The organism is Rossellomorea aquimaris (genome assembly GCF_003315075.1).
Lineage (GTDB): Bacteria > Bacillota > Bacilli > Bacillales > Bacillaceae_B > Rossellomorea > Rossellomorea aquimaris_C.
Genome location: NZ_QNRJ01000003.1, coordinates 155,630 through 170,239, shown reverse-complemented (window position 1 = coordinate 170,239; position 14,610 = coordinate 155,630). Strand labels below are relative to the sequence as shown.

Sequence of the window (14,610 nt, the reverse complement as noted above, 5' to 3'; positions counted from 1 at the left end):
CAATATTTTATTTTATTTTGTATTTTTTAAGTTTTCTGACTATTGAAGGTTGACTGATTCCCAGGTTTTGAGCCATTTGGGTAGTAGTCTTATGCTTCTCCCTCGCATTCTTTAATACTTGTTCTTCGACTGATTCAAGAATGTCTTTTAATGATTGACCATTGTACTCAAATCCTGAAATATCAGCATTATGCTTGGTGTATGGACCAGGCAGGTTTTCCATTTCAATTAATGGCTTAGAAGATGTCACAATCAGCCTTTCAATTAAATTCATCAGCTCCCTGACATTCCCATTCCAATCTTGAATCAATAACTGGTGAACAACTCCTTCATCCAGCTCTCTTTGGCGCTGATATTTTTCACAAAAATAATTGACAAAGTAATCGATCATCGTGATAATGTCTGATGTTCGCTCTCTCAGTGGAGGAATCGTAATAGGAACCACGTTCAAACGGAAGAAGAGATCCCTCCTGAATTCTTTCTCATCTACAGCCACCTCTAAATCCTTGTTCGTAGCTGCCAGAACCCGGAAGTCAACCTTCCTTTGCTTCGTACCGCCTACACGATAAAATTGTTTCTCCTGAATGAATTTTAGAATTTTGACCTGGTTTGACAGAGATAACTCTCCTATTTCATCTAAAAACAGGGTGCCGCCTTCAGCAAGTTCTGCTAATCCAATCTTTCCTTTGCGGTCCGCCCCCGTGAAAGAACCTGGTTCATAACCAAAAAACTCTGCTTCAAATAACGAGTCTGGTATCGCTCCGCAATTGACCTCAATGAACGGGCCGCCTTTTCGTTGACTTTTGTTATGTATGAATTTCGCGATATGAGACTTACCGACACCTGATTCCCCCAGCAACAGGACGTTTACATCGACTTCTGCTACTTGCAGGGCAACCTGTAACACCTTTTTCATCTCATCACTTGAGGCAATGATCCCATCCGAATAATAATGACGGCTTCTAAGGATTTCAAGCTCGCTTTTCACCCTCTCCATCTCATCTTCCATTTCTGTTAAATACTTTTTCATATTCAATAATTCCGTTACATCGTGGGAATAGCTTACGATTCTCACTAGTTCACCGGTTTCATTGAATACCGGGATCCCTGTAACAAGCAGTTTCTTGCCTTCTTTACTCGTCTGAACCAACGTAATTTTTTTCTTTTCTTTTAAAACGATCGGAGTTAATATCGGAGAAAAAACGCCTTCTTTTTCCAGATCATATACAGATTTCCCTACCATTTCTGCCGAGTTCACGTTATATATGTCACCGGTTGCGTCACTTACTTTCAAGATGATCCCATCCGTATTGGTTACTAAAATATCATCTTGCAGCGAATGAAGAATCGCTTCATTTTCATTCCAACTTTTTTTCATTTCAGTCACAGACAGCATCCCCTTTGCAAGTCTCGAAATTATTCAATAATGAATAATTATCCTGATTTATTTTATATTAATTCAGTTATACCAGAGTTTTTTGATTTTTTATACATTTTTGAATAATTTATTCAAAAATAAATACTTTTTACTTAACTCATTTGTGAAAAGCTAATACTTTTATTCAAGAGAGCAGTAGTTGATTTCCGCTACAGGTGCTCGCTTTCCGCGGGGCGTGAGTTGAGCCTCCTCGGGCTTTGCCCTGTGGGGTCTCAACTTTCCCGCTATTCCCGCAGGAGTCGAGCACCTTCCGCTCCAATCAACTTTCTAAGCATGAGTTTTCATTAAAGCTAGATAAAACCAAAATAATTCTGGAAAACAACTTTGTTGAAGAAATCACATGTTTATTTCTATTTTGTTATGTACTAGTCATTCAGTTTTCTTAAGATTGTAGTTTCTTCACCATCTCGCACACTCCGGTTGACAGGACTCATAACAATTTTTATGTCGTAAAACCACAAATTTTGGTGAAAAGAACCTCCTAAAAAACCAATATACTATGACAGACCTAATAATTATTTTACTATTCAAACCATTTGGATTATTATTTTGGTAAGACTGTTTAAGGTGGGATAGGGATGACAGATGGAGAGAAGTTGACGTTGGAACATGCTCAGGAATTGGACAGGCAGGACTCATTGGCCCATTTCCGGAATGAATTTTACATAAAGAAAGGTCACTATTATATGGATGGGAACTCCTTAGGCTTATTATCTAAACGGGCGGAGAAGTCGTTGCTTACGTCTTTGGAAGATTGGAAGGAACATGGAATCGATGGCTGGATGGATGGGCAGGAGCCCTGGTTCTATTATTCTGAGAAGCTTGGTGAAATGACGGCCCCTTTAGTTGGGGCAGAAAAGGAGGAAGTGATTGTGACGGGTTCGATTACGACGAACCTTCATCAGTTACTCGCCACCTTCTATCAGCCCCAAGGAAAACGCACCAAAGTCTTAGCGGATGAATTGACTTTCCCTTCGGATATTTACGCGATCCAAAGTCAGCTGGAGTTAAAAGGCTACACCTCTGATGAACATCTGATTCAGGTAAAAAGCAGTGACGGATACACAATAAGAGAAGAGGACATCATCAGGGAGATGACGGATGAGATTGCCCTGATTCTCTTACCATCCGTTCTCTATCGAAGCGGACAGCTCCTGGATGTGAATCGATTGACGAGGGAAGCCCATAAACGTGGCATTGTGATTGGATTCGATCTGGCCCATTCGATTGGAGCTTTTCCTCATCAATTACATGATGACGGAGTGGACTTTGCTGTTTGGTGCAATTACAAATATTTAAATAGCGGGCCGGGTGGTGTAGGTGGATTATTTGTTCATAACAGGCATAAAGGGAAAAAACCCGGCCTTTCCGGATGGTTCAGCTCCCGTAAGGATAAGCAGTTTGATATGGATCATACGTTGACCCATGCAAATTCTGCAGGTGCCTTCCAAATTGGGACCCCGCATATATTAAGCAGTGCTCCTCTACTAGGCTCGCTTGAGTTATTTAAAGAAGCCGGCATTGAGAATCTGAGAAAAAAATCCCTTTCTCTTACACGATTTATGATGGATCTATTTCAACAAGAACTTCCACAGTACGGGTTTACAATCTGTAACCCACTTGAAGATGATCGGAGAGGCGGGCACATTAGCTTAAAGCATGAAGAGGCAGCAAGAATTTGTAAAGCCTTGAAAGTGAACAAAGTCACACCTGACTTCCGTTCACCAAATGTGATACGCCTTGCTCCCGTCGCTCTCTATACTTCCTATGAAGATGTGTGGGAGACCATCCAAATTTTGAAAACCATCATGGACAAGGAAGAATATAAGGAGTTTGAAAATACGCGGAATGTTGTAGCGTAACTTCTTTTAGAAAGGATGAGACCGTTTGAAGATCATTGATATTTCCCGCCCGTTGCACAATGGTACTCCTGTTTGGCCGGGGGACACTCCCTTTTCTTTCTCACTGAATTGGACGAAGGAGGAAACGGAATCCGTGAATGTCGGTCAGCTCACCATGAGTTCTCATACTGGAACACACGTCGACGCCCCCTTCCACTTTGACAATGAGGGTAAGAGAATATTGGACCTGCCATTAGAGAGGTTTGTGGGACCGGCCATCGTTGTATCCGTGGAGAATGCTGCAGAAATAAGTAGTGAACGATTGGAAGAGGTCGACTTGTCAGGAGTTAAGAAGGTACTTTTCAAGACGAATGCCTGGAAGAATCCTGAGGAGTTTCCCGAACGCATTCCACCCATTGCGAAAGATCTCGCACCTTTTTTGAAGGAAAAAGGCGTTGATCTGATTGGAGTGGACCTTCCTTCAGTGGATCCATTGGATAGTAAGGAGCTGAATGCTCACCATTCATTACGGGAACATGACATCGGAATATTGGAAGGGATTCTCCTTGACCATGTAGAGCCTGGACGATATGAATTGGTGGCCCTACCCCTCCCTCTTAAAGAAGGAGATGGATCTCCCGTCCGGGCCATTTTAATGGACCTGACATGATAAGATTCCTTTACAGGTTTTCCCTTCATTTTGTATAATAGAATAGAAAAGTTCATTCATGAAATACAGAGTCCTGGCTGCCACCAGAACTCTGACAGTATACATTGCCGTGAGCAATTTTATCCTTAATAAGATCGAAGTAACCTTTCCCTTGCAGTTGTCATAGTGGGTGGGTTACTTCTTTTTTTGTTGCGTGACTGCGATTATTGCTACTGTTAATGTACCAAAGGCAATCATCAATTGTAGTACGTCTGCGGTTTCGATCATTCCTGCTCATCACCTCCCATCTTTAGGGAGCTGCCTCTTGCCCACCCAGCTATGTACACCGTAGATTCATTTTAACATAAAAAACGAACGTATGTTCTATAATTATGAGCATATTTAGAAAATAGTTCCTTTTTACTGAATTATCACCGCCTATAAATTGTTTTCAATCGCATATATTCCCTCCTCCCATTCATAGACTAACGATATAGATGTTTAAAATGGTGAAAATTGGACCATAGCTAATTTTAAAAAGGAGGCGGCACAATGGGAATCACAATCACTTTGGGTTTAATCGTGATGCTGGGAATGATTTTGGGTATTCTTATTTATTTCTTAAGACAAGCTTTGGATTCAAATGATTCGAAAAAGATCGACTCTCAGGATCATGATCATTTTTCTCAATGATGGTTTGTATTAAAGACCGATTCGAAATTATCGCTGTTTGCAGAGAGATCGATCATCAAAGCAAAAAGCCCGGGCATCCTCTCTAGCAGGACGCCCGGGCTCTTTTTATTCAGTGATTTCCTTTTCACCCAGTTTCATTGAACTTGAGCATAGGGGACAAACCTTGGATTCTGTATCTTCATGGGTTTCCGGTCTCTGCCAGGCAATGCACTTGGTGTTTGTGCAAACCCAGGCCAAGATCTTACTCACCTTCCCACTCCTCGGCTTTTTATTTATTTTCGGCTGATCCGTGTGGGGAGTGTTCGTAAATAAGTCTGCAATAAAACGGGAGCATTTCCGCTGTTCACCTTGATAATAGGCAGGAGAAGAAATAAATAACTTCTCTTTTGCCCTCGTGATGGCGACATACGCGAGCCGTCTTTCTTCCTCTACTGCACCCAAAGCCTTTTCTTTCTGATTCGGATCTTTGTACACCTTATCTTCAAGCTTATTGGCATTCAATGCTGAGCTGTGGGGAAGGTTTCCTTCAATGGCGCCGATTAAAAACACGACGGGGAACTCCAGGCCTTTGGAACGGTGAATCGTCATTAATGATACGCTGTTTGTGTTCTTCTTCTGACTCTGATTTGAATAGATTTCTTCATACTTTGCTTTCATTTCATCAATAAAGGTAATAAAACTCGAAATCGTATCAAAGCGCTTTGCCGATCCTTCAAGCTCGTCCAGCATTTCTTTAATGAGTTCCTTCTGTTCTGTTACTACATGTGATTCCTGGGCATCGATGTACTGATGATAGAACTCTTTCCTGATCCGTTTGATTGCAGCTTCCGGTGACTGGTCTCCGATGGACTTTAGAAATTTCATCCGTTCTTTTATATTCTTTACCTGAAACGGCTTCAATCCTGATAATGTCGTTAAATGGATAAGAGGATATTTCTTTCTCTCCTTACGATCTTCCTCCAGAATATGAGCCATACCCCGGTCCCTTCTTATGAACAGAGTCGGCAGCAGTGATTCCATGGCTGAAAAGTTCCTTGGAACCATCGATAGCCGCAAGTAATCCACCACCGGTTTCACTGTCCAGTTTTCATAGAAGAGGGAATCCTTTTGATTATATGGCGTAAAAGGAATTTCCTTTAATAGCAGTTGCTCAAAGACCGCCCGCCCGCTGCTCATCGTGCGGTGAAGAATTGTCATATCCCCGTACGTATAGCCTTCTTCTATTAACCGATGGATTTCTTCTGTGATCCAAACGGCCTCTTCATCTGCAGTCGCTGGCCTTGAATAAAGCGGCTGTTGTCCTTCCGCCTTAGTGGCGATGAGCTCTTTAACACGACGGTGTTCATTCTGTCCGATCACTTTATTACCCAACCCGATGATATACGCATCAGACCGGTAGTTCTCTTTCAAAGTTACAACCCTTGCATCCGGGAACTCTTCATCAAAATCCAAAATAAATTCGTTTCTGGCGCCGTTAAAGGTGTAGATCGTTTGGTCATCATCCCCTACTACGAACAAGTTCCGATGAGCCGCGATCAGCTTCATAAGCTCATATTGTACAAGATTCGTATCCTGGAACTCATCTACCATCACATACTGGAAACGGTGCTGAAGAGAGGTCAAGAGGTTGGGGTTCGAAAGTAATAATTGATATGCTTCTGTCAAAATATCATCGAAATCCATTTTATGATTCATTCGCTTCCACTCTTCATATTTTAAGAGAATGTCACGCACTTCTTTTTCCGACTTGGATTTCTGTGGAAGATCCCTGATATCTTTTTGGTTCAGCTTATAATGAGAGAGTTTTGCGAGGAGCGTCTCCGCATCATAAGGGTCATATATCTTCATTTCTCTCTGTATCTGCTTCAAGATGATTTGTTTATAGCGCTCGTTCCCGATCACTTCTTGTGTGTAGTGACGGGATCTGAGTAGATAAAGAAACAGGGCATGAAACGTGCTGGCATGAACCTGTCCGCCCGCTTCCGTCCCCGGCAGGCTTGAAATCCGCTGCTTCATTTCTTCCGCCGCTTTCTTAGTAAAAGTCACCAGTAAAATATTCTTCGGCTGAATATTCTTCACGCTCATCAAGTAGCCTGCCCGGCAAACGAGGACCGTCGTCTTTCCAGTCCCTGCACCTGCCAGGGTTAAGCACGGTCCCTTCACATGGCGCACAGCCTCTATCTGGGAAGCATTCAAGTGAATGCCTGCTTCCTCCATCGTCCGAAAGAAAAAAGAATCCTCTTCATGGGAGGATATCAGTTGTTTCGTCGTTTCCCCTTTATGGAGTGGCGCTACCGGGATTTCCTTCTTTTCCGCTTCATATGGATAAATAGAATAGTTGGTTAATACTTTATTCAAAGCTCATTCTCCTAGCTTTTCTTTACGATTCATAACCTTCTCATCATAACAAGAGCCCTTCAAAAATAGCAATGACAATCTCAGGTTGATAGGGATGGACTACTGGATATGTAAATACTGTTAAACGATTGTTTAATCCCTTGAACCCTAGTAGAATAAATGTTTTGAAGTACTAATCAAACGTTTGTTTAAATCCGATATGCTCCCCGGGGATTAACATATTGAAAGAAAAGGTAATAGAACATTAGGTGATAAATGATGAATCTAACAAAATGGGGCTTTACCCGCTTCAACAGCATCAAAGCAGAATTCGACCACTTCCCCCACTCCCTTGTCATCCTCAGGAAAATCAGAAACTATTACTTCATAAATAAAGTTCACTGGTCCAACCTCGATCCAGTCGTGGAAACACATCACCTCGAAGAAATGGAGCTCCTCGTGAACCGGGAGCTGGATTTGGAAAAATATTATCTTAATAGAAGATTAGATTAATGGCTCTGTTTGTTGCTCATTTCATATTTTCAAAATGAGCTTTAAGGTTATTGATTGTCCATATTTATAAGCAAAAAAATGTAGTTGCACAGAGTGGATTGGAGCGGAAGGCACTTTACTCCTGCGGGAAATAGAGGAAAAGTCGAGACCCCACAGGGCAAAGCCCGAGGAGGCTCGACTTCCTCCCCGCGGAAAGAAAGTGCCTGGAGCGAAAAGGAACGGTCCATGTATAATTGAATCCACTTTTTCAGAAGCTACTTACTTTTTTGAAAAGAATTTTTAAAAAAACTAGAAAAATTGAGATAAAGTAAGATAACCGACTATTTCATCCTAAAAAACAGCCCAAATCGTATTATATTGATTATTCTGAACATTTGCATTAATTTTATAATTTGTTAATATATAATTAATAAAAGATTTACAAACACAAAACTTTAAAGGAAGGCGTGATTCCAATGAAGTAAGCTAGCAAAGCATGTCAGCATCACATCTCGCTTTTGAGATCGGCCCGTGAAAACTGATTTCAAGATGTGTGGATATGCGGGAATGCGCAATCTTATTTCAGGAGATGATTCCAATGAAGAGTGTAAGCGAAGCATGCTAACATCATGGTACGCAAGAAGGTAGCCCGTGAAAACTATCTTCGTAACATGTGGGCGTGTGGGAAAATCAGCGGCAAATGAAAATAAACTAAATATTACATGCAAGACCATTAATTGAAATGAATGTTAAGTATGTGTATTAGTAAGAAAGGATAGTAAAGTTAATTGAATAAGATTTACTTAAGTTAAGGCGCTGTTTATGTGATATAGGCATAAGCAGCGTCTTAAATTTTGTTTAAAACTCTTCTTTTAACAGGGAACAAACAGCTGCATCGCAAAAGATACCCTTTTCAAATGCCGCTTTTCTCAATACTCCTTCGAACATGAATCCTGCTTTTTCAAGACATTTCTTTGAAGCCGTGTTCTCCGGATCATAAAAAGCTTCTATTCGATTAAGGGACATTTCTTCAAACCCGTACTTCAAGGTAGGTCTTAACACCTCGGACATGACCCCTTGTCTCCAATAGTCTGGGTGGATCTCAAATCCCACCTCGGCTTTAAAGTGCTCTTTTTCCCACTGATGAAAACCGCAGCTGCCAATGATTTCGTCTGTGTCTTTTAAAGCAATCCCCCACCTGATCCCTTCGTTTTCCTGAAATTTCCCATTCCATCTGTTGATGATTTCAATGGCTTGTTTTTCTTCTTGAAATGATTCCAGATCATAATATCGAGTGACTTCATCTTTTGAAAAATAGTCAAATACTCTGGGAGCATCTCCTTCTTCCATCTTTCTTAAGCGGAATCTTTCAGTTTCAAGCACCGGAAAGGTTCTTGTCAGCATAATCATTCTCCTTTTCTTCTTGTTCTCTTTTACTATTCAACATTGTTTTTTTAATGCCTTCTTGAAAATTGAACTTCTCATAAAATCTTACACTCGTGATTAGAAGCGCTGGTTTGTATTCTTTCCTTATTCTGGTTACAATCGATTTAATAGGATGAAAAGGATTGGAGAAGAGATGTTGGATCATAAAGCTCATAAAATGATTGTAAGTAAAGCCATATTTACCGGGAATGCTTTATCCCCTTTTGATGGGTTCGTGGCCGTTCGGGATGACCGTATTATTGGAGTAGGTCCCCGCTCAGAGATGGTAAGCTTTATTGGACCGTCGACAGAAACATGGGATGTCGGAAACCGCCTGGTGACGGCAGGGTTTCATGATTTCCATCTTCATTTGTTTTTAGGGGCAATGTTTGAGGGGTTCTGTCAGCTGACATTCGGTTATTCAGAAGATGCGACGGCAAAAATGGTTGCGGAGTATGCAATGGACCACCCGAACGATGAATGGGTACTTGGATTCGGCTGGCATCACGTGCGTTGGCCAGGTCAGGCTACCCCCTCCCGTCACTCTCTGGATCAGTACATTCCCCACCGTCCTGTTGTGCTTCTGAATGAAGAAGCTCATAGCGCTTGGCTGAATACAGCTGCCCTTCAGAAATTAGGGATTCACCGTGATACACCCGAACCTCCTTTTGGAAGGATTGAAAAAGACGAGCATGGGGAGCCGACCGGCTTTTTGTATGAGACGGCTGTTCAGTATGTCATTGAAGCTTTTTCGTTTGATGAAAATGTGAAAGCCAGGCTGATGAACGGGATGTTGGCAAAGACTTCATCCTACGGCATCACCTCTGTTTCTGATATGCTTCCTCTTCCCGGATATACTTTAGGGGATCCGGCTTTTTATAGGACCTTTGAGGAAAAAGGAGAGCTGACGACGAGAATTCATTTTTTGGATGTTTTGGACGGAAACCTTGAGCGTGGTATCCGATTCAGGGGAAAGTATCAATCCGATAAGCTTCAATTTTCCGGCTTGAAGCAGTTCCTGGATGGTGTCCCCCTCACCTATACCGGCTTTTTACTTCAGCCGTACTTTGACCGTCCTTCTGAAACGGGCGGCACCATCTATGATCCTCATGTGTACCAAGAATGGATTGATGAGGCTGACCGGGAAGGTTTCAGGATCCGCCTACACGCATGTGGAGACGCGGCGGTCCGGTTGGGCCTGGATTTGTATGAGCATGCCGGGAGTGTAAATGGCATGCGGGATTCCCGCCATACAATCGAGCATATTGAAGTTTGCGACCCAAGTGACTTTCATCGGTTTGAGAAGTTAGGCGTCATAGCGTCCATTCAGCCTGAACACCTGACATCAGGGTCCATGGATACCCATGCCTATTTAGACAGGCTCGGTCCTGATAGGGCTCGATTCACCTGGCCTATAGGGTCCTTGCAGAATCACAGGACCAGTATCGCGTTCGGAACGGACTTTCCGATTGTGGACCTGAATCCCATGCTTGGTCTTTACCGGGCGGTTACTCGTAAACATGAAGACGGCACTCCACATGGAGGATGGAATCCTGACGAGAAAATTCCAATGGCACATGCCCTGATGCATTACACGAAATCCCCTGCCTACGGAAACTTCAGAGAGCATGATTTAGGAACGATCGAAGTTGGGAAGAAAGCTGATTTAGTCGTCTTGGATCGGAACTTGTTTGAAGCGGAAGCAGAGGAGATGCTGGAGACCGGTGTATGGATGACAATGATGGATGGTAACGTTGTGTATGGGAAATAGAGTTATAATTTGGGATGGGTAGACGTCACCACATCCAGTCAAAAAACAGAGGTCCGTCCCTCAAAACCTGGGGACGGACCTCTAATTTTTCATCTTATTTTTGTTCTGGCGTTTGAAGTCCCCCACCGCGAATGGTTTTTTCCTGGAATGGGAGATTGAGTTCTTTGCTCAGTTTCTCGAGGAAGCTCAGCTCGCGTTTGGTTACGAGGCAGATAACGGTTCCTTCCGCTCCCATTCGCCCGGTTCTTCCTGAGCGGTGAATGTATTGTTTCGTATCGCTAGGGAAGTCGTAATGGACAACGTGTGTGACATCTGTAATATCCAGACCGCGTGCTGCGACGTCTGTTGTCAGAAGCATCGACACTTTTCCTGAGCGGAAGCGGTCCAATGATTGCTTACGCTCCATCTTGTTTGATTCCCCTGCCAGGACTTCCAGTTCGACACCCTTATACTTCAGCTTTTCTTCTATTTCAGAAAGCTTTTCCAATTGATTAAAAAAGACAAGGGCCTTGATTCCTTTGAAGTAGGAGATGCTTCTTAGAGCTTCCATTTTGTCTCGCATCTCACTGTATACATACACATGATCCACTTTCGGGTTATCGAGATTGGCTTCCATTTTCACGATTTCATGGTTTTGCAATAGGGATTCTGCTACGTGCTCGGTTTCGTCTGATAAAGTGGCCGAGAAGAATAAAACTTGACGCTCTTTTAAAGTTGCCTTGATGATATCCTTCACTTCACGGATATGTTCTGAGGAAATCATTAAGTCGAACTCATCGACGACGATGGTTTTCACTTCATGCATCTTCATTTTCTTCATTTTCATCAGTTCGATCAAGCGACCCGTTGTTCCCACTACAATATGCGGCTTTTTCTTCAGCTTCTCGACTTGCTTTTTAATGTTTGCTCCTCCAATGAAGGCAGCACTCGTGACGTCGGTTCCCTTCGCCCACTTCTGGATCTCCTGGTGGATTTGCATGACAAGCTCCCTTGATGGAGCAAGTATCACAGCTTGAGCCTGTTTTCTTGATGGATCAATGGCCTGGATGATTGGAAGAAGATACGCAAGCGTCTTCCCTGTTCCAGTCGGCGATTCACAAACAACATCTTTCCCTTCCATGATGAGAGGTACTACACGCTCCTGTACAGGAGTTAAAGAAGTGAATCCTGATTCTTCCCAGTTTTTTTGGATTGATGGGGTATTGATAATAGTTGAAATTGAGTTCATGCTATTAGTCCTTTCTTAATCGGCAGAGGCAGCAGGAATCTGTTCGTCCACGATCGGCAAGCTGATTTCCACTGCGGTTCCTTTTTCTTTTTCACTTTGAAACTGTATATGTCCTTTATGTCGTTCAATGATCTTTTGACAGACGGCCAGTCCCAGGCCCGTTCCTTTTTCTTTCGTTGAATAAAATGGCTCTCCAAGGTGGCCGATTCTCTCCGGTTCCATGCCTACACCGTTATCCTCAACGATAACATGGACGTCGTCGTCGCCTCTAGTGACCAATGTAATGGAAACATTTCCATCCTTGTTTTCAGGTATCGATTCAACTGCATTTTTAATGATGTTAATGAACACTTGTTTGAGCTGGTTTCCTTCACCCAATACGTACAAAGGTTTTTCCGCCAGGTTTTTATATTGAATGGATACATTATCAAGATGAGCCTGTGCTTCCATCAGTACCAGTACTTGTTTCAGGATATCATCCAGTTTTTCACGACGAAGGTCGAACTCCTGCTGTTTACCCAGTATCAGCATCTCCCCTGAGATCAAGTCAATCCGATCGACTTCAGAGAGCATGATATCCAAATGATCATGGTTGATTCGATTACTGATTTGCATAAGCTGGATGAACCCTTTTAGGGACGTAAGGGGATTACGGATTTCATGCGCAACAGCCGCAGCCAGCTGGCCAATGACAGAAAGCTTTTCCGATGCTATCACCATTTCTTCATTTTCCCGATAAAGAGTGATATCCCTGGCAATGGCAAACATCCCCGTCACTTTTTGATTAACAATAATCGGTACAAGTGAACAGCGCAATATTTTCCGGTTGTTATTGGCTAAATGAATGGTCGTTTCAAAGGTAGACGCCCAGCCTTTGAAGGTTTGGAAGAAGTATTCCGTTACTCTTTTCATCTCGACTTCATCCAAAAATTCGCTGAATTTCACTTCTTTCAACTCTTCATGAGTTGATTCCAGCAATCCTTCAGCTTCGGAGTTCACGGATACCACATTGCCCTCCAGGCTAAGCTCTAGGACTGCATCCGAGTTTTGTTCAAATAGAGAATGATAATGCTGATTCCTTATTTGAAGCTGTCTCTCTTTTTTCTTCAACTTTTCATTCGAGATTATTAATTCACTGGTTCTCCGAAACACCAATAGAAAAATGACCACACCTGTTACAAGTGTAAATAACCAGCCTTTATAGCGCTGAAAATAAATATACATGCTAAGCTTTTCATGAGCGAGGATCATGGAAAAATAGTCGGATAGTATAATCCACAGGATGCCTAATAATACGTAGGTGACAGAAATTTTTAAGGCAATGTCTTTTGCTTGTTTCATCGTTGATGGTTCACCTAAATTCAAAATAGTCTTTCTCCTATGGTTTCTCAGTTCTTACCAATTTATCATAAATTCTTTGAAGACTTATTTTCCTTTCAAAAAGAAAGTCGTCAAAGGGTAAATTCCTATGCTTTGTATGATGAGAGAAAGCAGGATGACACCAAATGTCAAGGAATGGAGCAGCTCAGGTCCTTGCCCATCTATACTCAGTAATAAAGCAACAGACATAGTTCCTTTAATACCGGACCAAGTTAATATGAATACTTCCTTCCATCCGTAAGTTTTTCTCCACGTTTTATTCATTTTGACAACACCAATAATAATAACATAGCGAACCACCAAGGAGAGAATAAATAGGAAGAAGATCCACCCGATTAATGAGAAAGATAAATACTGTGTCGCCTGAATCCCGATTAATAGGAATAAAAAGGTGAGAATGGTCGGTTCCATGACGGTCCAGAAACCATCCAGATCCTTTCTAAAATGATGTTCCTTAATCGTTCTTCCGTATTCATACGAGAGCATGATCCCTGAGAACACAGTAGCCAGTACGCCTGAAACACCAAGCGCTTCCCCTATGTAAAAGGTTCCATAAGCAAGAATGATGCTAAGCATGATCTGATAGCTGGAATCTGTTGTGAAGTGGATGGCTTTACTCGCCAGCCAGCCGAGTGACACACCAATTGCGATTCCTCCTAAGGAAACCAACAGAAATTCCAATAGAAAAGAAGGCATTGAAATGGTTCCTTCCCCAAAGTAGACTCCTGCCACAACCGTAAAGAGCACGATGCTTGTCCCATCATTGATCATGGACTCACCTTCTACAACATCTGCAATGTCCTGGTGATTGGAAGATTCCTTTAGTATAGAGACAACGGACACAGGATCCGTAGGTGTCAGGATCGTCGCCATCAATAGAGCTTCTACAAACGAAAGGGAAAGCCACGGATGCAAACCGTAATAAAAGAGCAGGCTCATCAGAAGGGTCGTAATGATAATTCCCACTGTACTAAGGATAGAGATGATTCCAACATGCTTTTTTAAGGCTTTGGTTGAAAATTGATAGGCGGAAATAAATAATAAGGATGGTAGAAACCATTCAAAGATGATTTCTTTCGTTAAGTTGACGTCAGAAAAAGCGGGTACGTACGACAGCCCTATTCCAATCAGAAGTAAAACGACTGGAACAGGAACATTCTTCTTCTTTTTATCAATGGTAAAAACACTGTAGCCGATTACAAGCAAAAACAGAATGTGTATTGGATCGATGATTCACACCTCCAAACTAGGGGTTATACCTTTTTATTCCACTGATCCCCCTCCCATTAAACACACCCCAACCTTCTTCCTATTTTTTCAAAATTGTGTTTATTTTTCATGTAAGAGGAAAAAAGA

General features: G+C 42.3%; 12 protein-coding genes. 5 read left to right on the top strand and 7 right to left on the bottom strand.

Annotated elements, in window-relative coordinates; all coding sequences use genetic code 11:
* Positions 1-7 precede the first annotated feature (7 nt).
* Positions 8-1,378 carry a sigma-54 interaction domain-containing protein gene (locus DET59_RS05520; protein ID WP_113968784.1) on the bottom strand — a complete coding sequence of 457 codons (1,371 nt, stop codon included), beginning with the start codon at positions 1,376-1,378 and terminating at the stop codon, positions 8-10.
* A 638-nt stretch (positions 1,379-2,016) separates the two neighbouring features.
* On the opposite strand from DET59_RS05520, the gene kynU reads away from it, so the two are divergent.
* Both kynU and kynB read left to right on the top strand, forming a co-directional pair.
* Complete coding sequence (kynU, locus tag DET59_RS05515) at positions 2,017-3,300, top strand: kynureninase (protein ID WP_113968608.1); 1,284 nt, start codon at positions 2,017-2,019, stop codon at positions 3,298-3,300.
* 25 nt (positions 3,301-3,325) lie between these two features.
* Positions 3,326-3,949, top strand: coding sequence for an arylformamidase (gene kynB / locus DET59_RS05510; RefSeq protein WP_113968607.1), 624 nt, complete (start codon positions 3,326-3,328; stop codon positions 3,947-3,949).
* Between the two features lie 174 nt (positions 3,950-4,123).
* On the opposite strand, the gene DET59_RS21855 is transcribed toward kynB, so the two are convergent.
* Positions 4,124-4,216, bottom strand: a complete 93-nt coding sequence (locus tag DET59_RS21855) for a putative holin-like toxin (protein ID WP_220154057.1) — start codon at positions 4,214-4,216, stop codon at positions 4,124-4,126.
* A gap of 264 nt (positions 4,217-4,480) precedes the next feature.
* Between DET59_RS21855 and DET59_RS21540 the strand changes: the two genes are divergently transcribed.
* The gene (locus DET59_RS21540) at positions 4,481-4,621 is read left to right on the top strand and encodes a hypothetical protein (RefSeq protein ID WP_181778060.1); all 141 of its coding nucleotides are present in this window, start codon (positions 4,481-4,483) and stop codon (positions 4,619-4,621) included.
* A gap of 105 nt (positions 4,622-4,726) precedes the next feature.
* Here DET59_RS21540 and DET59_RS05505 read toward each other — a convergent pair whose 3' ends face one another.
* Positions 4,727-6,979: a UvrD-helicase domain-containing protein gene (locus DET59_RS05505; RefSeq protein WP_258549580.1), complete on the bottom strand. Its 2,253-nt coding sequence runs from the start codon at positions 6,977-6,979 to the stop codon at positions 4,727-4,729.
* A 258-nt stretch (positions 6,980-7,237) separates the two neighbouring features.
* Here DET59_RS05505 and DET59_RS05500 point away from each other — a divergent pair, with 258 nt between their 5' ends.
* Positions 7,238-7,471 carry a hypothetical protein gene (locus DET59_RS05500; protein ID WP_113968606.1) on the top strand — a complete coding sequence of 78 codons (234 nt, stop codon included), beginning with the start codon at positions 7,238-7,240 and terminating at the stop codon, positions 7,469-7,471.
* 837 nt (positions 7,472-8,308) lie between these two features.
* Here DET59_RS05500 and DET59_RS05495 read toward each other — a convergent pair.
* On the bottom strand, positions 8,309-8,854 hold the full coding sequence (locus DET59_RS05495) for a GNAT family N-acetyltransferase (RefSeq protein WP_258549579.1): 546 nt from the start codon (positions 8,852-8,854) through the stop codon (positions 8,309-8,311).
* Positions 8,855-9,032: 178 nt separating this feature from the next.
* Between DET59_RS05495 and DET59_RS05490 the strand changes: the two genes are divergently transcribed.
* Entirely contained in the window at positions 9,033-10,646 is a 1,614-nt protein-coding gene (locus DET59_RS05490) for an amidohydrolase (RefSeq protein WP_113968782.1), read from the top strand.
* A gap of 94 nt (positions 10,647-10,740) precedes the next feature.
* Here the strand turns inward: DET59_RS05490 and DET59_RS05485 are convergent, their stop codons facing one another.
* From DET59_RS05485 to DET59_RS05475, 3 genes are read right to left on the bottom strand one after another with little or no spacing between them, the layout of a single operon-like run.
* Positions 10,741-11,874, bottom strand: a complete 1,134-nt coding sequence (locus DET59_RS05485) for a DEAD/DEAH box helicase (RefSeq protein WP_113968604.1) — start codon at positions 11,872-11,874, stop codon at positions 10,741-10,743.
* 15 nt (positions 11,875-11,889) lie between these two features.
* Positions 11,890-13,239: an ATP-binding protein gene (locus tag DET59_RS05480; RefSeq protein WP_258549578.1), complete on the bottom strand. Its 1,350-nt coding sequence runs from the start codon at positions 13,237-13,239 to the stop codon at positions 11,890-11,892.
* A 60-nt stretch (positions 13,240-13,299) separates the two neighbouring features.
* The gene (locus DET59_RS05475) at positions 13,300-14,460 is read right to left on the bottom strand and encodes a cation:proton antiporter (RefSeq protein WP_258549577.1); all 1,161 of its coding nucleotides are present in this window, start codon (positions 14,458-14,460) and stop codon (positions 13,300-13,302) included.
* Positions 14,461-14,610 lie beyond the last annotated feature (150 nt).

What these genes read in the sequence shown, in the direction of transcription:
- DET59_RS05485 (WP_113968604.1), bottom strand. Translation starts at nt 11,874, where the DNA reads ATGAACTCAATTTCAACTATTATCAATACCCCATCAATCCAAAAAAAC.
- DET59_RS21855 (WP_220154057.1), bottom strand. Translation starts at nt 4,216, where the DNA reads ATGATCGAAACCGCAGACGTACTACAATTGATGATTGCCTTTGGTACA.
- kynU (WP_113968608.1), top strand. Translation starts at nt 2,017, where the DNA reads ATGACAGATGGAGAGAAGTTGACGTTGGAACATGCTCAGGAATTGGAC.
- DET59_RS05500 (WP_113968606.1), top strand. Translation starts at nt 7,238, where the DNA reads ATGAATCTAACAAAATGGGGCTTTACCCGCTTCAACAGCATCAAAGCA.
- DET59_RS05520 (WP_113968784.1), bottom strand. Translation starts at nt 1,378, where the DNA reads ATGAAAAAAAGTTGGAATGAAAATGAAGCGATTCTTCATTCGCTGCAA.
- DET59_RS05495 (WP_258549579.1), bottom strand. Translation starts at nt 8,854, where the DNA reads ATGCTGACAAGAACCTTTCCGGTGCTTGAAACTGAAAGATTCCGCTTA.
- DET59_RS21540 (WP_181778060.1), top strand. Translation starts at nt 4,481, where the DNA reads ATGGGAATCACAATCACTTTGGGTTTAATCGTGATGCTGGGAATGATT.